The 20,935-nt window shown below is 48.1% G+C and carries 19 protein-coding genes; 11 read left to right on the top strand and 8 right to left on the bottom strand.

The annotated features are described in order from the left end of the window. Positions 1–8 precede the first annotated feature (8 nt). Positions 9–572, top strand: a complete 564-nt coding sequence (locus tag Q1B11_RS06285; RefSeq protein WP_299729272.1) for a chalcone isomerase family protein — start codon at positions 9–11, stop codon at positions 570–572. On the opposite strand, the gene Q1B11_RS06280 is transcribed toward Q1B11_RS06285, so the two are convergent. Further along, positions 569–1,174, bottom strand: coding sequence for a CoA pyrophosphatase (locus tag Q1B11_RS06280; RefSeq protein ID WP_299729269.1), 606 nt, complete (start codon positions 1,172–1,174; stop codon positions 569–571). The genes Q1B11_RS06285 and Q1B11_RS06280 overlap by 4 nt on opposite strands. A 236-nt stretch (positions 1,175–1,410) precedes the next feature. Here Q1B11_RS06280 and Q1B11_RS06275 point away from each other — a divergent pair, with 236 nt between their 5' ends. Continuing rightward, on the top strand, positions 1,411–1,977 hold the full coding sequence (locus tag Q1B11_RS06275; protein ID WP_299729266.1) for an NUDIX hydrolase: 567 nt from the start codon (positions 1,411–1,413) through the stop codon (positions 1,975–1,977). Here Q1B11_RS06275 and Q1B11_RS06270 read toward each other — a convergent pair. Together Q1B11_RS06270 and Q1B11_RS06265 are read right to left on the bottom strand one after the other, a co-directional pair. Continuing rightward, a complete protein-coding gene (locus Q1B11_RS06270; protein WP_299729263.1) occupies positions 1,946–2,293 on the bottom strand; it encodes a hypothetical protein in 348 nt (115 codons plus the stop codon). The two genes, Q1B11_RS06275 and Q1B11_RS06270, sit on opposite strands and share 32 nt — an antisense overlap. 9 nt (positions 2,294–2,302) lie before the next feature. Next, entirely contained in the window at positions 2,303–3,478 is a 1,176-nt protein-coding gene (locus Q1B11_RS06265) for a 1-acyl-sn-glycerol-3-phosphate acyltransferase (protein WP_299729258.1), read from the bottom strand. Between the two features lie 178 nt (positions 3,479–3,656). On the opposite strand from Q1B11_RS06265, the gene Q1B11_RS06260 reads away from it, so the two are divergent. The 4 genes from Q1B11_RS06260 to Q1B11_RS06245 all read left to right on the top strand — a co-directional run bounded on the left by Q1B11_RS06260 (position 3,657) and on the right by Q1B11_RS06245 (position 8,429). Next, on the top strand, positions 3,657–4,208 hold the full coding sequence (locus Q1B11_RS06260; RefSeq protein WP_299729255.1) for a hypothetical protein: 552 nt from the start codon (positions 3,657–3,659) through the stop codon (positions 4,206–4,208). After that, on the top strand, positions 4,205–4,435 hold the full coding sequence (locus Q1B11_RS06255) for a DUF2007 domain-containing protein (protein ID WP_299729252.1): 231 nt from the start codon (positions 4,205–4,207) through the stop codon (positions 4,433–4,435). Before Q1B11_RS06260 ends, Q1B11_RS06255 begins: the two co-directional genes overlap by 4 nt. Before the next feature lie 8 nt (positions 4,436–4,443). Next, the gene (locus Q1B11_RS06250; protein ID WP_299729249.1) at positions 4,444–5,049 is read left to right on the top strand and encodes an SOS response-associated peptidase family protein; all 606 of its coding nucleotides are present in this window, start codon (positions 4,444–4,446) and stop codon (positions 5,047–5,049) included. Positions 5,050–5,183: 134 nt separating this feature from the next. After that, positions 5,184–8,429 (top strand): ATP-binding protein, encoded by a 3,246-nt coding sequence (locus tag Q1B11_RS06245; protein ID WP_299729247.1) that lies wholly within the window; start codon positions 5,184–5,186, stop codon positions 8,427–8,429. 226 nt (positions 8,430–8,655) lie between these two features. Here Q1B11_RS06245 and Q1B11_RS06240 read toward each other — a convergent pair whose 3' ends face one another. The 3 genes from Q1B11_RS06240 to Q1B11_RS06230 form a co-directional block, all read right to left on the bottom strand. Next, positions 8,656–11,235 carry a TRAP transporter permease gene (locus Q1B11_RS06240; protein ID WP_299729244.1) on the bottom strand — a complete coding sequence of 860 codons (2,580 nt, stop codon included), beginning with the start codon at positions 11,233–11,235 and terminating at the stop codon, positions 8,656–8,658. 345 nt (positions 11,236–11,580) lie between these two features. Further along, a complete protein-coding gene (locus Q1B11_RS06235; RefSeq protein ID WP_299729241.1) occupies positions 11,581–12,558 on the bottom strand; it encodes a TAXI family TRAP transporter solute-binding subunit in 978 nt (325 codons plus the stop codon). A 318-nt stretch (positions 12,559–12,876) separates the two neighbouring features. Further along, complete coding sequence (locus Q1B11_RS06230; RefSeq protein ID WP_299729238.1) at positions 12,877–13,359, bottom strand: YchJ family protein; 483 nt, start codon at positions 13,357–13,359, stop codon at positions 12,877–12,879. Between the two features lie 181 nt (positions 13,360–13,540). On the opposite strand from Q1B11_RS06230, the gene Q1B11_RS06225 reads away from it, so the two are divergent. Further along, entirely contained in the window at positions 13,541–14,167 is a 627-nt protein-coding gene (locus Q1B11_RS06225; protein ID WP_299729235.1) for a hypothetical protein, read from the top strand. Positions 14,168–14,299: 132 nt separating this feature from the next. Next, positions 14,300–16,483 carry an ATP-dependent DNA helicase DinG gene (gene dinG / locus Q1B11_RS06220; RefSeq protein ID WP_299729319.1) on the top strand — a complete coding sequence of 728 codons (2,184 nt, stop codon included), beginning with the start codon at positions 14,300–14,302 and terminating at the stop codon, positions 16,481–16,483. Here the strand turns inward: dinG and catB are convergent. Further along, positions 16,470–17,099, bottom strand: a complete 630-nt coding sequence (gene catB / locus Q1B11_RS06215) for a type B chloramphenicol O-acetyltransferase (protein ID WP_299729232.1) — start codon at positions 17,097–17,099, stop codon at positions 16,470–16,472. The two genes, dinG and catB, sit on opposite strands and share 14 nt — an antisense overlap. 43 nt (positions 17,100–17,142) lie before the next feature. Between catB and Q1B11_RS06210 the strand changes: the two genes are divergently transcribed. The 3 genes from Q1B11_RS06210 to Q1B11_RS06200 all read left to right on the top strand — a co-directional run bounded on the left by Q1B11_RS06210 (position 17,143) and on the right by Q1B11_RS06200 (position 19,689). Further along, entirely contained in the window at positions 17,143–17,598 is a 456-nt protein-coding gene (locus Q1B11_RS06210) for a GNAT family N-acetyltransferase (RefSeq protein ID WP_299729229.1), read from the top strand. A 156-nt stretch (positions 17,599–17,754) separates the two neighbouring features. Further along, on the top strand, positions 17,755–18,618 hold the full coding sequence (locus tag Q1B11_RS06205) for a glycerophosphodiester phosphodiesterase (RefSeq protein ID WP_299729226.1): 864 nt from the start codon (positions 17,755–17,757) through the stop codon (positions 18,616–18,618). 225 nt (positions 18,619–18,843) lie between these two features. Beyond that, positions 18,844–19,689 carry a hypothetical protein gene (locus tag Q1B11_RS06200; RefSeq protein WP_299729224.1) on the top strand — a complete coding sequence of 282 codons (846 nt, stop codon included), beginning with the start codon at positions 18,844–18,846 and terminating at the stop codon, positions 19,687–19,689. Positions 19,690–19,736: 47 nt separating this feature from the next. On the opposite strand, the gene glk is transcribed toward Q1B11_RS06200, so the two are convergent. Beyond that, a complete protein-coding gene (gene glk, locus Q1B11_RS06195) occupies positions 19,737–20,711 on the bottom strand; it encodes a glucokinase (RefSeq protein ID WP_299729220.1) in 975 nt (324 codons plus the stop codon). Positions 20,712–20,935 lie beyond the last annotated feature (224 nt).

The following is a 20,935-nucleotide window of genomic DNA, read 5'->3' as shown; positions in this document are numbered from 1 at the left end:
GTTTTTTCATGGGATCGGTTTACAGCGGATGTGATCTTTTTCTGCGTTTCTTATGTCTAACGCTTGCCCTGATCATCAGTCAGCCACTGTTCAGTGCTGAATCCTCTTCTTCAGATCATTCTTGGGAAAGCTGGAAGCCCGTCGGTTCTTCCTCTTTATGGTGGGGGTTATGGCATATCTATGATGCCAGACTATTCACTCCGGACGGGCAATACAACGAAAACCAGTGGTTTGAATCTTCGGTTGCCTTGGTGATTGATTACAAACGTAACATTAAGAAAAAGAGTTTGCTGTCAGCGACGGATGATCAGTGGCGCCACCTGAACTACTCCAAAGCATTTCGACGTCATTGGTTGGCGATACTGTCGCCTTTTTGGCCTGATATTAAAAAAGGCGATCAACTGGTCTTTGTGATCGAGGACGAGAAAGGGAAGTTCTACTTTGGTCATCAATTTATTGGGCAAGTGGATGATCCGGCTCTATCCAGAGCTTTTCTGGAAATCTGGTTGTCAGAAAATACCGCTTACCCAAAACTGAGAAAGGGGTTGATCGGGTTAGCTGCTGATGATTAAGCCCTTTGCCTTAGGTAATGGCTGTGAAACTGAGGCGCATCCAGAGCGATGTCGGCATCCAGAGTAATGTTCAGAAACTCAACCAGCATCACTGCCGTCAAACCCCAGATCAGATAATCCTGATAATAAAAAGAAGGCATCATGTAGTCCTGATCCTTCAGTTTCCAGTGATTGAAGGTGATGTGACTTTCATCCAGAAAATAACGGACTGGCACTTTGAAAATTCGATCCAGTTCATCCATGTTGGCTTTCAGTGGCGTGTTGGCATCAATGATGCCAATGATGGGAGTGACTTCCAGACCAAAGCGCGAAACCACTGAGCCTGTCTGACCAATGACACGGACCTTTTCCATCGGCAATCCAACTTCTTCGTAGGACTCGCGAAGCGCAGTATCGATCAAGTCTTTGTCCGACGGGTCTCGTTTGCCTCCCGGAAATGCGACTTCGCCACTGTGAGTGCTCATATGGGTTGCCCTGCGGGTAAACACCAGCTCGGGTTCTGGGCTGTCTGTTATTGGTATCAGTACTGCCGCTTCGGGAAGTTGTGTGCCAACTATTCTGGGCTGATGGTGACTCAGCCGCTCTTCAACCTGTTTTAACATAAGGGTAACTTCAGGCATCCTGGCCAAGGGCTTGGATGTATATTAAGAAGCTGCAGCGGATTTATCCAGTATTGAATGGATTCTTGGAAAATAACTCAGACTTTGACGTATAAAATCCTTTGGGTATAAGCCAAATAGAATTTAATTCCTTAAGATGGTTTTTTGCTGTTATGGGGTTTGTTACTCTGGAGATAAGCCGTTGCGAAAGCACGTCAGAAAACAGGGAGTAACAGCTAATGATCGGGTCCGCCATTCGATATTGCAGTGCCTGTGGTCATCAGACCCGAAAAGAAGTGCCGGAAGGTGATCAGCGAGAACGGGATGTTTGTGATCATTGCCATACCATACATTATGTAAACCCTCGGGTGGTGGCGGGTTGCCTGCCGGTTTATCAGGGTAAGGTGCTGTTATGTAAGCGGGCGATTGAGCCCAGAAAAGGCTTCTGGACGCTGCCGGGTGGTTTTATGGAGTTGGGTGAAACCATTGAGCAGGGTGCGCTTCGGGAAACCTGGGAAGAGGCTTGCGCTAATGTGACCATTGAGTCACTTTATATATTGTTTAATGTGGTTCATGTCGGGCATTTGTCGGCCTTTTTCCTGTCGACGTTGGAACGTCCTGAATTTGCACCGGGAGATGAGAGTGAGGAGGTGGCGCTGTTCTCCGAAGAGGAAATTCCCTGGGATGCATTGGCTTTCTCAACCATCGCTACAACGTTGAAATATTACTTTTCTGATCGCCAGTCAGGCGCATTCCCCATGAGAATAGAGGCGGTTAATCCACCTGCGGAGCGAAGGGATAGGTAAGGAATACCGGGGTTATATCAAAAGCGGGCACCTCATAAGGGTGAGTATGTCGTAATGCCTCGATCACCTGTTCAAGATACTTTTGATGACAGATGAGCTCCACTTTCCAGGTTTCTTCCTGATGCACGACACCCTGGGATCCTGAGAACGGTTGACTTCCCTCCAGCGCACGAAATTGTCCGGTGCCTGCGGTTTCCCAACAACATTGATCATAATTTTCGTAATGACCGGCACCGGCAGCAAACATAGCATCCTTCACAGCGCTAACGAATCCGGTAGGAATCATCACGCAGATTTTGTAAGTATCACTTTTCATACTTGATGCTCATGTTTCTTCATGGTTTTCACTCTGTACATCATAACCAAAGCGATTGATGGCTGGTTGAGCGTACATTTTGAGAAACCATTGGCGGTGGGCTTCCGGGCAGTTTTCCAGCCGGTTGGCGAACTCGCGTCGTTTTTTCTTGGTATCAATGTTGGGGAACAGCGACTCAATTGAATTTGCGGTGCTGAACAAGTCCCCTTCAAGGGTTTCCAAAGCCAGCAAGTTGGATGGCTGCAATTGGTAGTTATGATGAATTTGCCGGTCTACTTCCCGGGCAACGTCACCGGCATCATTAAAACTGTCCGTCAGAGGTTGGCCAAAGGCCACGTGAACGTGGCCTTTGAAACCTTCAATGCCCGTCACGATGCTTCGTAAATCCTCATCATCCTCTTTTTGATAATGGCCGGATTCTGTTTTTTCGTACAGTTCTCTCGCCTTGTTGATGTCACAAGGATCGTATTCGTAGGAAATAGAAACCGGCACAAGATTGAAGGATCGAATATTGTCAGCAAAGGACGTGGACTTATTTTTCTTGCTCAGATTGAACATTTTGATGATGGCTGGGTCTGTGCGGTCATTGCCATCCTTTGCTCGACCTTCACTCTGGGCAATCCATACGGGCTGACCCGTATCAATGCAGTGGTGTATGTAAGCGGACAGGTTTTGAAAGGCCAGTAACTTTTCCCGCCGGCCGGAGACTGATCGTTTCACAATAAAGCTTTTATTAAGTCGCATCAGATCACTGACGAAGGGGCGGTTGATCAGGTTGTCACCAATGGCGATCTGACAGGTTTCCATACCATTCTGATAGAGCGCATAGTTCACCAGTGCCGGGTCGAGAACTATATCTCGATGGTTGGACAGGAACAGGTGGGCTTTGTCTTTATCCAGTTGCTCCAGGCCTGAGAAAGTGACGCGGCTGGTGGTGGTTTTAATCACCCGGGTGAGAAATGGCTCGATCAACCCTTGGAAAGCATGCACATTGTCTATGTGCCGGGTTTTGTACTTAAGTACAATCGATGTTAGCCATTGGGTTATGGCGGGCAATAGGCGGGCCAGTTTGGGGTAACGGTGTTTTGCCAGAACATCCAATAAATCCGGATCCTGAAGTAAGCGGTTCAGGGTTTGACGGACTTCATTGTCAAAGTAAGGGCGGATATCGTCAAAAGCTTCCATGGGGGCGTGTGTTCACAACAGTTCAGGCGGATAACCGGTGGAGTATATCCATTCATTTTTTTGTGGTCTGTATAAACACTGTCGCTTATTGTAAACACGATGTGTTTTACACCGTTTCAGAGTCTGACATAAAATACAGCGCAACTGGAATATAAATACCACAAAACAGAGGTTCATAATGTCCAAGCGAATTGACGGAATGATTGGTTGTTTAATGCTGGTGGTTGCCCTTGGGGCAAATCAGGCAATAGCGACAGAGTCTGAGCAAAATCTTCAAGTGCGTCTTGGGGCGCTGGTCGAAGTTGCTCAACTGGACGGGCTGGACAGTAGCTTATCCACGGTTGAAACGCTTCAGGAAGTGGCTCGTAAGGGAGACCAGGCAACTCGGGCAGAGGCGCAACTCTTGATCGGGCGGGCTTATCGAGATGGCCTGGCGGGCACTGGCAAGAACAGAGATTTAGCGTTTACCTTCTTTGAACAGGCCGCAGGGCGGGATGGGCTGAATGCGGAAGCGCAGTATGAACTGGGACGAGCCTACCTGAATGGCGAAGGTACGGATCGTAACTTAATTGCCGCCTATATGTGGACAGAGCTGAGCCTTCATAAAGACAATCCGCTGGCGGGACAGGCAGAGATACAAAAGCAAACATTAATGGGCATGCTCAATGAGCAACAGCGTGAGAAGGCCGGTGAATTAGTCACTCAGTTAGAAACGTTGTATCTGAAATGATTCATATCTATACACCGGTGACTTTGATCGAAGGGCAGTGTTTGAAGGATATGCTGCACAGCAAACGTATCCACAGCCATCTCTCAGGCGTTGACCTTACCGGTGCGATGGGTGAGCTGCCGGCCATTGGATTGCTGGGGCTTTATGTTCCGGCAGAGGATGCGCTTCTGGCAAAGCAGCTGATTGATGATTATCTCTCGGCAACACCCATACTTGACGAGCCCTGATCATTATCATGTGTACACGTTATTCATTCAATTTGACGGAAGTTGATCTGGGGTTTCTCGGGCTGGGCACGTTTTCTGTAGACAACCCATTGCAGCAAATCGCGCCCGGACGACAGGTCTGGATGATTCGTCTAGATAAAAAAAGGCGTCCCGAGGCAGTTCAAGCCAAATGGGGGTTAGCGCCATCCTGGCTGGATAACTTTTCAAAAGCTCAGGCGAATGCCAGAGTGGAGACCGCCAGTCAGCTGCCAATGTTCAAAGAGGCATGGTATAAAAGGCGCTGCCTGATTCTGGCAGATGGCTATTTCCAATGGCATCACAGCCCCGATCAGCGGCGCCAACTCTGGAAGATTAACCGCCAAACTCAACCCTTCATGCTGATGGCTGGCCTTTGGGAGCGCTATCAAGTAGACGACACTCTCAGTTTTGAATCCTGTGCTGTGTTGACGATGCCCGCCACTGAACAATTATCCGTACTTGGCGAGCGAATGCCTGCTGTGGTGAATAATGACGATGCACTGGCATGGTTGGAAGGCGGTGCATTTGATGTGAGCCGGTTCTCTCTCCCGCTAATGAAGAATGCCTTCAATTGCCAGAGTTTGGTAAAGCGTTAGGTTTCTCAGGCGAATGCCAAACGTCATGCAGCAACTGAGTGCTGGTCTATCCTTAGCTTTCTTTGCCCATAGCCTTGATATGACCAGTGCAATTTTCCATTAGAAAAAAAATTATATTCTTCACAGTGGTTCCGGTGACCCTGCTCTATAACCTGCTGTTTGGGATTCATCTATATTATTCCCTTCAGCAGTCTTCTCACGAAGTGGCTAAAGGACTGGTTGAGCAGGTTTGGCACAGTGCGGATAAAATCGGTAGCCATATTCAGTTAGTTATGAATATGGCCTCGTTGATGTCCGAAATGCTGGCAGAAATCGATTCATCGGATCAGCAAAAAATGAATGCGTACCTGCATAGTTTTATTGCACGAGACCCTTTGCTTCGTGGGGCTGCGTATGCCCAATGGAATGGTGAGCAGCATCATTGGGATATTTTGAGGGGCAACCGGATAGACGGTACGGTTCTGTTGGAAGAAGCTGAAGAACAATCGCTGTTTCCATTACAGTTGCTGTGGGCGAACCCGAATGCAGAAAGTGATGGTATTTGGACGTCTCCCCGGGGCAGCGCTAAAGTGGGCTGGTTGGTCAGTTATATTATTCCTATTAAATCTGAATCGGGTTTGCGGGGCTATTTTTGGGTTGATATTAATTTATCAGACTTTCGGCATCATCTACTGGATGCAGGATCAGACGTAGCGCATTTTTCCATAGTGAACAGTGCCGGGAAGTACCTGCAAACGGACAGTGAAACCCCCAGAAAACATGCGCTTGATACAATCCATGAGAGTCAATTTTATTATGGCTCCCCGGGGATGTGGAATGATTTGGAGGATTTGATTGCCCGGGGTGAACCTGAGTTCAGAAATACATGGGTACCGGCTCGTCAACATGAATACTGGCTAATGGGGGCGCCAATTAACCCGGTGTCCTGGTGGATGATCAGTTATGCCCCTAAAAAAGTGGTGCTGGCCTCTGTGCTTGATCAGGCTCAGATCAATGCACTGTTAATGATGCTTTCCCTTGCGCTCATTTTTTCCTGTGCAAGTCTGGTATCGGTCAGAATTACACGTCCAATCGTTCGATTGAAAAGAGCGATGGATGATTTTGCTTTCCGGCAAATTAAACCATCGATTCAAAAGTTCAGCGAAGATGAAATTGGCAGTCTGACTGAAAGTTTCCAGCAGTTGGCTGACCGTTTATGTGATCGTGAAAAAGCACTGCATCAAGCGAGAACGAATAATATTGGCCACCTGCTTGGCAAGGTGAAAGGGAAGTACTTCTATTTCAATCTTAATAAAGAAGGGTGCGTGACCCATGTCAGTCCGTCCATACTGGCAATTCTTGGGTATTCTCAACAGGCCTTTCTCCGACCACTGATGGGATTGCTGGAAGGGCAGGATAGCCAGTATCGTTTTCGTCAGGAGTTTCGGGAGGTGATGGCGGGATGTGGTGATCATGCTTTTGAGCTGGATGTGCGGCACATTGATGGCAGTGTGCGGCAGTTGGAAATTTACTGGAGTGACATGGGGGATCTTCCAGGAAGACAGTATCAGATCGAGGGGCTGGCTCATGATGTTACTGATCGGGTTAGCGATACCCGGAAATTTAAGTTGCTGCTGGACAGTGCACCGGATGCCACCGTGATCGCGACGCCGGAAGGCATTATCAGCATGGTGAATTCCAGAGTAGAAACCTTGTTTGGCTATCATCGGGAAGATCTGGTGAATATGCCTCTGGATCTTCTCACGCCCATTGGCAGCCGGCCCCGGCATCCATTGCTGAGCGATCTGACAAATGCCAGTTGGGAAACCCTCTGTCTTGAAGGCTTTGAATCGGAAGCGGTGAATAAAGAGGGCAGGGTCTTTCCTGTGGAAATCACCAGTAACCCCTTGCGAATGGACGACGGTCTTCTTATATCAATGGTTATTCGGGATGTGACTGAAAGCAAGCGAATAAAGGATGAGCTGCTGAGCGCTAAAGAGGCTGCAGAGCGGGCGAATCTCGCCAAGGGATTATTTCTATCCAATATGAGTCATGAGCTTCGAACCCCTTTGAACGGAATTCTGGGTAATGCTCAATTGCTGCTCAGAAACCCTGACGTGCACAAGGCTCAACGTAAGAGTTTGAATACGATAGAAGCCAGTGGGCAGCATTTGCTGTCCTTGATCAACGATATCCTTGATCTGACGAAGATCGAATCCAGTGAGATTGAGTTGCATTTCTCAGCTGTTGATCTGAAGGCATTATTAAAAGGTGTACAAAGTATCTTATTAGAGAGGGCCAACAGTAAAGGGATCGATCTACGGTTGATTATTGAGCCATCACTGCCTGATATTGTGATGCTCGATGAAATAAAAGTACGACAAGTGTTGCTTAATCTGATCAGTAATGGTGTTAAATATACATTAAATGGTTGGGTGGAATGCCATGTTTCGATCGCTAAGGCGCAGTTGTATTTTGCGATCTGTGATACCGGTGTTGGCATTGCTGCCGGTGATTTGGAAGCAGTATTTGAGCCCTTTCGACAAATACACCTCGATTATCAGATGGGTGGTACTGGCCTTGGATTAGCGATCAGTCGCCGATTGGTTTTGGCAATGGGAGGGCAGCTTGAGGTTGTCAGTGAGCCTGGAAAGGGGAGCCGGTTTTCATTCACCTTGCCATTGGTGGTGCCTGTCAGTCATGAAGGTGGGAAGCGGGTGAGTGAGTCTCCTTATGCCTCAGGCTATACCTCTCTCGACAGCAAGTGTCAGCAGATTATGGTGTTGGTTGTTGATGATGTCAGTAGTAACCGGGAAATGCTCGATGCTTTACTGGTTTCTGCTGGCTTTAATGTGATGACAGCGTGCAATGGGGTTGAAGCTGTTAAAGCAATGAGAAACACCTATTTCGATCTTGTGATGATGGATATTTCAATGCCAGTGATGGGCGGTGTAGAAGCAATGAAGCTGATTAGAACGCTGCCCACCGCGGATGATATTAAAATTATTGCGGTAACGGCCAGTGTTAGCCAAGGGGCTAGAAAACAGTTGCTTGACCAGGGGTTTGATGAATACATCGCTAAACCAGTGGACGCTGGTGTTATGTTTGAGAAAATCGGAAGGCTTCTGGGGGTGCAATACATTGGTGATGTTTCTGAACCTGTTGAAACATCCGAAGTATGGAATGAAGAGTGTGTCTTGTTACAGCTAAAAGAAAAGAATGTATTTTCTGATACCGTTATTTCTCTTTTTGATCAGGGAGATTTAGAGCAGTTGAAACGTTATCTGCTGAGTTTTCAACAGGACGACAGTTTTCAACATATTATTGGGTTTATATTGTCGCTTATTAGCGAAATGGATATCGCCAGATTGGAGAATTTTATCCGTCGGCTCTCTAAGTAGTTGGCCATTTGGAATCGAATATTTCTGGCTTGTTGACCAGGTTCTCTGCAAGGCGCAACGGCGGGAGCATAGCGAGCTATGTGACAAGAGTTGCAACGCAGTCAGAGGGCCTGATCAACAAGTCAGAAAATATGATTTCATATGGTTGGGTACTTAAAGCAAGAATCTGAAGCAAGAGTTACTGGAAAAGACTGGCTTCAGAAAAATCTGAAACCAGTGGTTGTTATCATTGTCTACGACGTTGTCCAAAATAGATCAATAATAAAAGTAGAAACGCAGGAATCCAGACCAATTGTTTTGGTGGGCGTTCTGCAGCAACTTCAAGCTTCAGTATCTGCCAGTCAAAATCGATACCGACTTTTTGAGCCTCACTGTTAAAGTCCACCATATCGATGATCAAGTCATCACCATTCAGTAGCACTTCGAGACCCATGTTGCGGAAGCGATCATCAGCGAGACCTATATCGCCTGCGGGCAGAATGGCCATCTGCGTCACCTGTCGTCCTTCCAGTGTTTCACCAGTCACCCAAAGCCTTGCTCCAGCCTGATCGGGCAGCGCTTCGACCTGTTCAACAATGGCGGCTCCTTCGTAGGTGTTATACGGCGGATAGACTTTATCCCACCAGAAGTCCGGGCGGAAAAGGGTAAAGGCAATTAACAGGAGGCCAAGGGTTTCGTACCAACGGTTTTTCACCAGCCAATGCCCTTGTGTCCCGGTGGCAAACACGAGCATGGCGGCAATCGCGCCGAATACAATAATGATGAGCTGTGGAATGCTATCAACCCCGATCAGCAACAGCTCCGTATTAAAGATAAACATAAACGGCAGAATCGCGGTTCGAATATCGTAAATAAAACCCTGAATACCGGTTTTAATCGGGTCTGACTGAGCAATAGCAGAGGCGGCAAAGGCTGCCAAACCTACAGGCGGCGTATCGTCTGCCAATATGCCAAAGTAAAACACAAACAAGTGGACAGCAATCAACGGTACGATCAGGCCGTGTTGAGCACCTAAAGTGACAATGACCGGTGCCATGAGTGTCGAAACCACAATGTAGTTTGCCGTCGTCGGCAGACCCATGCCCAGAACCAGGCAGATAATGGCGGTAAACAACAGCATCAGTATAATACTGCCGCCAGACACCCACTCTACAAACTCGGTCATGACCAGACCAATACCTGTCAGAGTGACTGCGCCAACCACAATGCCAGCAGTCGCCGTTGCAACACCAATGCCGATCATGTTCCGTGCGCCGGTGGTCATGCCATCAATCAGATCAAAAAAGCCTTCCTTCACATGGGTGATGGTGTTTTCTTTTCGGAACCAGTCAATCAGTGTTTTATGGGTCAGGGTGATAAAGATCATCACCATTGTTGCCCAGAAGGCAGACAGGCCGGGAGAGTAGCGTTCAACGGTCAGGCACCACAACAGCACTACCAAAGGCAGAAGGTAGTAAAGGCCGCGTTTGATGGTTGGGCCGGGTATCGGTGTGCTGCGAATCTCATCTTCAATGTTGGTGATCAAATCGGGCTGGGCTGCGGCAATTTTCAAAAGCACAAGGTAGGCTCCCAGCAGAGCGACTGTGATAATCCATAAGGCGTGATCCCCCATATATTGCTGGGTCCAGCCAACCCCGTAAAACACCGCAGCGCCCAGGACACACATTCCGGCAAAGGTGCCGGTAAATGACATCAGTGCCTGAGTTTTGGTGCGGGTTACGCTTTTGGGTAAACCCTGCATGCCTGCTTTTAATGCTTCCAGATGCACGATATAAAACAATGCGATATAGGAAATCAGCGCTGGCAGAAGCGCATGGCGGATAACATCGATATAGGAAATACCAACGTATTCCACCATCAAAAACGCAGCGGCGCCCATAATAGGCGGCGTTAGTTGTCCATTGGTGGATGCGGCGACTTCAATGGCCCCTGCTTTATGGGCAGGAAATCCGACCTTTTTCATCAATGGAATCGTAAATGTGCCCGTTGTCACCACGTTGGCAATAGACGAACCTGACACGATACCGCTGAGTCCTGAAGAAACCACTGCCGCTTTAGCTGGTCCGCCTTTCAGGTGGCCGAGCAGTGAAAAGGCAACCTGAATAAAATAGTTACCCGCGCCAGCCTTCTCTAATAAAGAACCAAACAGAACAAACAGGAAAACAAAGCTGGTAGAAACGCCCAGAGCAACGCCAAATACGCCTTCTGTTGTTATCCAAAAATGGGACAGCGCCTTGTTCAGGCTGGCACCTTTATGAGCAATAACGTCTGGCATATAAGGGCCAGCAAAAGCATAAGTGATAAATACCGCGGCCACGATCATTAATGGCGGGCCAAGTGCTCTGCGGGTCGCTTCCAGTAATAACAGCATACCTGTTGCAGCGGTTATGAGATCTAAAGTGATCGGGGCGCCGGCACGGGTTGCCAGTTCTCTGTGAAAAATATACAGATAGGCGGCGCAGAAACTGCCGGCGGCTGCGAAGACCCAATCCGTGACAGGTACCTGGTTAGAAAACGATGTCTTTCTGGCAGGGTAAGCAATGAAAGCAAGAAAAATGGCAAAGGCCAGGTGAATGGCTCGAGACTGGCCATCATTAAAAATGCCGATGTTGAAAATATACGGCAGTGGTGAAGCATTCCACAGCTGGAAGAGAGACCAGGTCAGGGCGATACCCAGCAAAATGAATTTAGCCGCGCCCTGAGGTTGCCGCCCACCCTGTTCCGATTGGTTGACGATTTGTTCGGCAGAGCTTGTTGGCTCTGAATAGGGTGATGAGTTCAGCTTATCGCTGTTGAGTGTGTCCATAAATTACCTGTTAATTGAAAATAGAGGCGCCGCAAAAGTGAGATCACCTTGTCAGCCCAATAAGGGAAAGGAAGCTCTGTACTGAAAAAGCAGAAATGACTTCCAGAACCAGTGCACTGGATTGCACTGAAGCTGTCGCATAATGAGTTCAGGCAGCACTCGAAAAGCGCAGCATTTTGAGAAAGCGACTGCGTTTAGGGAGGTAGCGAGCAAGAACATACCATCGTCATCCTCGCGAAGGCGGGGATCCACTGACAACGATGGATTCCCGCCTTCGCGGGAATGACGGTAGCCGGTACTTTCTTCCCTTCTACTTCCCTTAGCAGTCGCTAACTGAAGACTCGGTTAGAGAAGACCAGCTTCTTTGTAGTAACGCTTGGCGCCTTCGTGGAGAGGAACACTCAGGCCGTCAGTGACCATTTGTTCTTTCTGCAGGGTGCCAAAAGCCTGATGCAGTTTCTTGAAGGTGGTGAGATCTTCAAACACGGCTTTGGTTACTTGATAAATGGCTTCATCACTGGCATCGGTAGATGTTACGAAGGTCGCAGCAACTCCAAAGGTTTCAACGTCCTTATCATTGCCAGCGTACATACCAGCTGGAATGGTCGCGGTGCGATAGTAAGGGTTGTCTTTGATCAGCTGTTCCACTTTGTCGCCGGTCACGTTAACCAGAACTGTGTCGCAGGAGGTGGTGGCTTCTTTGAAAGAACCGGATGGGTGGCCAACGGTGTAAACAAAGGCGTCAATCTTGTTGTCGCACAGCGCTTTGGCATGTTCCGCCGCTTTCAACTCGGAGACCAGAGAGAACGCACTGTGATCCCAACCATAGGATTCCATCAGCAGTTCCATGGTGCCGCGCTGTCCAGAACCCGGGTTACCGATGTTCACGCGCTTGCCTTTCAGGTCTTCAAAGGTGGTGATGCCGGCATCTTTTCTGGCCAGAATGGTGAACGCTTCCGGGTGTACAGAGAAGATAGCGCGCAGCTTTTCATTGGCGCCCTGTTGTTCAAAAGCGCTGGTGCCGCGATAGGCGTGATACTGCCAGTCGGATTGAACGATACCCATGTCCAGCTCACCGGCACGGATGGTGTTCAGGTTGTAAACAGAACCACCGGTGCTTTCAACTGAACAACGGATGCCGTGTTCTTTGCGGCCTTTATTCACCAGGCGACAAATAGCACCGCCAGTAGGATAGTAAACACCAGTAACACCACCGGTGCCAATGGTTACAAATTGCTGGTTGGTAGCAGCGCTGGCCGTTGAAGATACAGCAGCGAAACCGGCCCCCAGAATGGCAAGTCCCAGTTTTTTGAAAATGGTCATTGTCCGTCCTCGTTATTGTACTTTTATTACCATGGGATAAAGTCAGAGAGCTAATAAAGTACCCCTGACTTTTGCACACGGCTGTTTTTTTATTCAGTCCGGAAAACTCGTCATGAGTTGTCCGCTCCCCCTGACTGATTGTGGAGTCTGAATCCAGAAGGAAGAGATGCAGACATTGCCTGTTGGACTATCCCGGTTGAGTGGATAGTCCTGATGGAGGACTGGAATGCTAACACAGGAGAAGGGTGATTTCTTTGATTTGCGTCTCTTGTTCTCGGTATACGCTTATGATATTGCGATAAATACAATCTGCTTGTGTTATTGGCAGCACTTTTTGTATTTCTTGCCACTGCTGCAAGGGCAGGGATCATTTCTTCCGATCTTCTGGAAAGGCTGATTTGGGTAAATAAAATACCACCGTCCGTTTATTTTGCTGAACGATGAGCACTCCTGATGAGCATGAACGGGGCCATCTTCGTCTTCTCGAAATGAGGCTTTGAATTCAACAGTGCCCGAAGTGTCGCTTTCCTGCCCTGCCTGTGTGTCTAGAATTTCCAGCTTTTGCCACAAGGTGTCGGGTGTTTGTTCATACACCTGTTGTTCTCTCAGAGCCGCTTGTTGTTCCGGGTGCGTGGTGGTAATTAGATACGGAAAGTCGTTCAGGGTGTAGGCGGTATACCTGGAGCGCATCAGTTTCTCTGCGGTAGGGGCTGATAGGTTTTCCAGATATTGCCCGCAACACGCTGCCATTGTTTGTTGGGAGCCGCAGGGACAGAGAGATTCAGTGACTGTTTGTTTCATGTTGTTTGGTTCATACGGCTGAGTTCAATGAAATGGGCTGGCGAAATGAAGAATCATAACGCAAACGAGTCGCTGTATAAAAAAAGATCTCTATTATTTGATGTGTATCAATACGCATTTGATCAAAAAAACGGTAAGTTGTATGTACATATACCTAGCCAAGCAAGAAGTATAAGAAGTAATGGAAGTCAGTGCCGACGAGATTGAGGATTTACTCTATTGGACCCTGCAGCAAAGCTGGCCGGTAGAGGAGCATCTCGTCAATTTTGCCACCCGGCAAATTGGTTACGTTAATAAAGGTGGCAACTGTGGCATCAGTTATCCCGGGTCACCAAGGTTTCCGACGTTACAGCCAGGGCAGGTAGCGGTGCAGCACTGGTCGTCTGGTTTAGTGTTGGCGGTGAGCGAAGTGGCTTACCTAAAAACATTGCAACAATTTTTGGTAGATCGTGGAGAAGGTGAATGGCTGGCAGAAATGCCTGAGCCTGAGTCTCGCCGCAGACAATCGCTGATTCTGGAACTTTCTGGCATGACAGACGCTTATCGCCTGACCTCTTACCTTAAACAGCAATTGGGCGTATTGACTCACCTTCAAGGGCTTTCGGGAATCAAAGGGGCAATGATGGACGATCGTCTTTCCAATATGCCAGAAAGCCTTGTGATTGAAGGTCTCGGTTTTATTGAAACATTTTTGCCTTACAACTCTGTTGAGCTGCAAGAGATGTTTGCCGATTATCAGCGCGCATTTCCGTGTCGACAGCTGTCATTGCAGCTGGAAAGTCCATCGGGTGTTGGGCAGTTTTTCTAATCCTCCGTTCAATCTTTTCGCTCAACGCTTTTGCTCTGTGGCATCTACCGGTGGTAACTCCCGACATATTCGATACAATCATTCAGTGTTGAATTCTCTTTATTGATAAAGTCCCCCAGAGCGAAGCGCGCAGTGCTTGATGAGTCCCAGAAAAAAACAATCCAGAAAGCGTACAGCGCATTTCTTGAAAGCAAGAAGCTGAAAGCCCGCAGTGGGCAGAAGCAAATGATTGCCGAAATTGCCCGCGCCCTTGGCGATATTAAAACCGACAGCGAAGGCAGTCGTATCTCTGATCCATCCGTCACTGTGATTGAGGCGGGAACGGGCACCGGTAAAACCGTGGGTTATGTGTTGCCTTCGGTGGTGATGGCGCAGGCGGCCAAGAAGCGTTTGGTGATTGCCACGGCGACGGTCACGCTGCAGGAACAGGTTATTAATAAAGACCTTCCGGACATTATTCTCAAAACCGGGTTGAAATTTTCCTACACCCTCGCCAAAGGTCGTGGTCGTTACGCGTGTCTTAGCAAACTGGATCGCCTGCTGCAGGAAGAAGAAGCCACTGCTTCGCTCATGGATATGTTTGCGTACGATGGCTTCACTCTGGAAAGCGATCAATCGTCTCTGGCGCTTTACCAAAATATGCTGGAAGCCTTCGCTGCATCAAAATGGGAGGGTGATCGTGACAGCTGGCCCGATGCACTGGAAGATCAGCAATGGCGAACCATTACCACCGATCACGCTCAGTGTAGCGGCCGACGCTGTGGCTTTTTCAAGAACTGTCCTTTCTATAAAGCCCGGGCGGATCTGGAACATGCCGATGTTGTGGTGGCAAATCATGACTTGGTGCTGGCGGATCTTGCTCTGGGTGGCGGTGCTATTTTGCCAGAACCCAAAGACGCTATTTATGTGTTTGATGAAGGCCATCACTTGCCGGACAAAGCCATCGGTCACTTTACCTGTCAGACCCGCGTCAAAGGCACAGCCACCTGGTTGGAACGAGCTGGTCGGAACCTGCAAAAGATGTTGAGTCAGCAGGCGCTTCCCGGCGATCTTGGTGAATTTCTGGAAAGATTGCAGCCTGAATTCGATTCTCTGGTGAATGCGCTGGGGCACACCCGCGAGATGTTGCACAGTATTGCCCAGTTTGAACCCAGAACCCAGTTTACACCGCAAGGTGAAAGTCAGGTTGCCCATTACCGTTTTCCGGAAGGGGTTATCCCGGAAGAATTGCGACAGCAGGCAGAACGGTTGAAAGCTGGCTTCAGCAAATGCAGCGGTATGCTGGAAAAAGTCGCCAGCGCATTAAACGATGCAATGGATGGCGATGTTCCCGGTATTGATCGCTGGCAGGCGGAACAGTTGTATCCGGAAATTGGCGGCATGCTGTCCAGAATGGAAGGGCATTTTCAACTCTGGCTAACCTACACCATGAAAGACCCGGAAGGTGAACCGCCATCAGCCCGCTGGCTGAAATGGAGTGAAAACAGTTTTGGCGAAGAGCTGGAAGTGTTCAGCAGCCCGATTCTCTCCTCAAGAACGCTTTGGCAAACTCTTTGGAATCCCGCTTACGCAGTGATTGCAACTTCTGCAACACTGGCGGCGCTGGGAAGCTTTAGTCGTTTCCGTATGCGCTCCGGTGTGCCGACAGAATCCAAGTGTGTGATTGTCCCGAGCCCGTTTCTGCATCAGGAGGCTGCTTCTCTGGTGGTTCCTGCTATGTCATCGAACCCGAAAAATGCAGAAGAACATACGGCTGAACTGGTGGAGTTGCTGCCTGACCTGCTCAATGAAGCTGATCACCCAAGAGGGTTGTTGGTATTATTCTCTTCCCGTCGGCAAATGAAAGATGTGCATTTTGGTATGGATGCAGCTCTGCAGGATAACATTCTCTTGCAGGACGATTATTCACGACAGGAGTTGCTTAAAAAACACCGTCAGAATATTGATGACGGTAAAGTCAGTATTTTATTTGGGCTTGCGAGTCTGGCGGAAGGTATCGATTTACCTGGCCATTACTGCGAGCACGTGATTATCGCTAAAATTCCCTTTTCAGTTCCGGATGATCCAGTGGAGTCTGCGTTATCGGAATGGTTGGAAGCCCAGGGGCGTAATCCGTTTATGGAAATCACGGTGCCGGATGCCGCGATTCGTTTAATACAGGCCTGTGGTCGTTTATTAAGAACGGAGCAGGACCGGGGCAGAATTACGCTTCTGGATCGCCGTTTGGTCACTGCTCGTTATGGGCAGATGATTCTTAACTCTTTGCCGCCTTTTCAGCGGGTGATTGAGCCGGTATCAACCACTACGATTCGTTAATAACCGTTGTTTTCCAGTGATCGTATAAATCAGTAATCTTAGAAGAGCAGAGCAATTTCATTACGGCATTGAGTTGCTCTTCTTCCCAGTGCCACCACTGCATTTCTTGCAGCTGACCAATACTTTTTTCATCAAAGCGGTATTTGATAAGCTTTGCCGGATTGCCTCCCACTACTGAGTATGGTTCAACATCTTTCGTCGCCAGGGCACGGCTGCCAATAATGGCGCCATCGCCAATGGTGATGCCGGGCATGATCATTGCTTCGGAACCAATCCAGACATCATTGCCAACGACGGTGTCACCGGTGGGCTGGTAACCATCGGGTGCTTGTTCGTGGCCTACATAAAAGAAGGGGAATGTGCTGACCCATTCGTGGCGATGTCCTTGATTGCCTGCCATTAAGAAAGAGGCGCCAGAACCAATGGAGCAGAATTTTCCAATGATCAGTTTGTCCACATCATCCCGGTCGGGCATCAGGTAGCGGGCGCAGTCATCAAAACGGTGGCCGTGGTAGTAACCCGAATAATAACTGTGATCACCCACGATGATGTTTGGGTTGGTAACCTGATCTTTTAAGGGTATTCCCGCAAAGGGACTTTCAAAATAATTTGGCATAATGGTGAGCAGATAGACGCAATAAAAAACAAAGAGGTGGTTAATGGATATTATCGACAAAGCATTTAATGAGCTGGATAGTAATGCCCTTTATGACATTCTGAAACTGCGGGTCGATGTTTTTGTGGTTGAACAAACTTGCCCTTATCCAGAGCTTGATAACAAAGATAGGCTTTCTGGTGCTCGCCATATTTATCTGAAAAATGATGAAGCCGTTATAGCTTGCGCCCGCTGTTTGGCACCGGATGATGTGTTCACGGGTAGCTCTGCGATCGGGCGGATTGCGGTGGCTGCCAATGAGCGCGGACATGGGTATGCGCGTTTGATTATCAACAAGGCCATCGACGTCTGTCGAGAGCGATGGCCGAATAACCCCGTGATGATGTCAGCCCAGACGTATTTGCTGGATTTCTATCAGAGTTTTGGGTTTCAATCTGTGGGTGAACCCTATGAAGAAGATGGTATTCCTCATCAGGATATGGTGCTTCACACTCTCTAATTGAGGTGGTTGCATTCAGGGCTTATCTGGGGGAAGGTAAGCCCTGCTGACAAATGGACTTTCATCAAAGTGTAAAAAAAGTGTAACCACTACACGTTAGATTTCGTTGCAGTCGAACAATAACCAACAAAGAACAATAACAGAAAAGGTGTCCCGTTGAAGATTCTTAAAAAATCCCTCTTTGTTCTCTTTCTGATCGTTGCTGGCGCGTACCTTTGGCCAAAGCCGGATCCGGTGAGTCATGTGTATTTTGAGGGCGTCGATGAGCCAGAGGTGATCGCTCATGGCGGCGGGCTTGGTGTACGACCTGCTAATACGCTGGCTGCATTACAACAGGCGACAGTGGATCAGGCTGACGTGTTAGAGATTGATCTGCAGTTAACGAAAGATGGCGAGTTGGTTCTGCTTCATGATTCGACACTGGATCGCACGACCGATTTGAGCGGTCCTGTCGAAGAGATGACAGTAGAAGAAGTAAAAAAGGCTAACGCCGGCAAATGGGATACACCTTCTGGCGATAACTTTGCCGATTTGGCGATCCGCATTCCAACCATCGATGAAGCCTTTACCGAGTTTGGCCATAAGCGCTGGGTTATCGAAATTAAAAATGAAGGAGAGAATGGCGCTATTGCCCTTTGTCAGAAAATTCGACAGTTTGAAATGAGCCAGAAGGTGCTGGCAGCCTCTTTTCATGATGATGCGATTCAAACGTTCCGTGCCGTTTGTCCTGAGGTGGCGACCTCTTCATCCAGCGGCGAAACAACCTTGTTTGTTGTGGCGGCCAAGTTGGGGGTATCTCATTTGATTCCGATGGGTGCCGTGGCTATGCAGCTGCCTCCTAACAGCTCCGGATTAGAAATATTGGAGCCCCGTGTCATCCAGGCCGCAAAAGATCGAGGTTTGAAAATTCATGCCTGGACGATTAATGAAAAAGAAGAAATGGAACGGCTGTTGGCGCTCGGTGTGGATGGGGTGATTACGGATTTTGTTGAACGAGGGCGTAGCGTTTCAGGTCTTTAATCGTTTGATTTACTGTGTCAGGCGTCTATTAAAGCGAAGTGTGCGTGGTGTTTTGTTGAAATTGCCAGCCGGAAAAACTGGCTGGTAGGTTAGAGAAAATTCTTTTCAGTTATAGGTGACTATTGCTGTAATTGCAGTGGTTCCATCTATTCTATTTTGCTCATAGTTGTTTTTTTCTGGTATAGACTGATTGCGTCTCTGGCTCATAAGAAAAAAGGACATGTTATGGAGGTAATACCGCCTTGTAGCTCCAGTCAAACAAAATCATCAATCCAGCAGAGAGGCTGCGGGATCTTCAGGCTGTTCTGCAGCTGCTTTGGTCGCACTGTTAAATCAAACAATGCGCATGAAGTGATATTCGTTCAAAAGCGTGAGCGATCAGTTTATAAGGATCTGACTGTAAAGGATGTTCGTGATCGAGGTTCGCATACGGTCGAGAAAGTAGTTACTAATATTCTACAGAGGTTGTCAGAAGAGGATATTAGGCCAACGGTTTCAGTGCACTTGGTGAGAATGTTTTCCAGGAGAGTAGTCGATCAGTTAAAAGATGGAATGACGTCGCTGACTGTGACAATGCCTCATGGCAAAAGCAGTGTTTTGGCAGTAGAAATGCCTATACAAGCATCGAAAAATGTTGCTCCAGGTGCCCAATTAATGTTGACAAAAACCATGGAAGAGGCGGTTAATGAAATATTCACTGTAATAGGTGAATATGTTAAACCGATATTACGCTCTCATATTGTCAGTAATGGTTTAGAAATAAAAGCCCCCTTGGACATACGAGATCAATTGAACGGTATTGCAAATGAAATCTTTGCAAAGCTGGAAAAATCAGACAATGTTAAACTTTTTATAACAGTTCGCAAGGCATCTTCTATCACTAACAAGAGTGACTTTGTCACAGTCGGAAGCACTCGCTGGATTTGCGTTTCAAGAGAGTGTTTAGAAGAAAAACTGTCCCATAATGGAAAGAAAGGGCTTAAGGCGTATTTTCAAGCTGAAACAAAGCAAGGCACATCCGTTAGGCTTTATCGAAAGCTTGTGATCACTGGTAAGTCCAAAGCCTCATGACTAATGAATAGGATATTCACCGGTCATGAGGTTAGAAACCGAAAAAATCAATTAATAAGAGGGTTTTTGAGAGCCTCGCAGGCGCCGGTGAGTCCGGGGTAGTCATGAATGATCAGGCTCGTTGGAATGCCTTGCAGATACCCAGTCATTTTGTCGTTAACTTCAAACGATGAGCGGAATCCAGATTCCGTAAAAAACTCAGGAAACCTTGGAATAATACCGCCAGCAATATAAACACCACCCTGAGCACCAAGTGCTAATGCAGAGTTACTGGCTGCTCTGCCCAGCAACGAACAGAAATGTTCCAACGCCTGTTTACACATCGGTTCGCCTTCCAATGCACGGGTCGTGATTTCGTGATTCTTCAAGGTCATTGGGTTGCTGGCCAGAATGCTGTGTGCCTCAAACAGTAACTCAAGACCAGACCCGCACAGTACAGTTTCCCAGGATACGTAATCCATCTTCTGTTGAATAATGGCGAGAATATCGCTGTCTAATGGTGTAACCGGAGAAAATGCGGCATGGCCACCTTCGCCGGGCAGAGGTAACCAATGATCCCCTACTTGTTTTAATCCGGCAACGCCAAGGCCGGTGCCCGGGCCAATAATGAGTTTGGCAGTGCCTTCAATGGCTTTTCCGCTACCGATTTTCACTAAAGCGGCATCGGGCAGTGCCGGCAGCGCCAATGCCTGGGCAGTAAAGTCATTAATGACCTTGAATGTTTCAAGTTTCAGCAAAGCCTTCATTTCCGATTGATCAAATGTCCAGTGATTGTTGGTCATTTTGATACGAGGGCTATTTACCGGGCAGGCAAAGGCCATGCAGGCTTGGGCGACGGTGGTCTTCTGGCTAGTCAGGTAATCGGCAACCGCCTGATCCAGGTTGGAATAATCACCGCAGGGCAGCACCCGGATGGACTCTTCAATAATCTGCCCATTTTGCGCAAGAGCAAAGCGAGCATTGGTCCCGCCAATATCGGCGACCAGGGCGGAAGTATTTTGCGAAACGATGTTAGCTGGCATAAGCAAACTCTTCGAAGAAGAAGTATAAGGCGAAAGGAATATAGTATGACAGTTCAGGTTCTGTATTCTACTGACTGTCTCTCAAATGTGTTTGATGAGGTCGTTTCAACACAGTGCAGGTTAATGTAGAATTGTCCAGTTATACTGCAGGGTTTCTTGATCAGTTTTCCCTCTTGAGTTTTTAGATTATCTGGCTGGCACGTCAGGTGAGTTTGTGTTTGGCG

Origin of the sequence: uncultured Endozoicomonas sp. (assembly GCF_947495845.1) — a bacterium.
Taxonomy (GTDB): domain Bacteria; phylum Pseudomonadota; class Gammaproteobacteria; order Pseudomonadales; family Endozoicomonadaceae; genus Endozoicomonas.
This window is presented reverse-complemented; position numbering and strand designations above follow the sequence as displayed.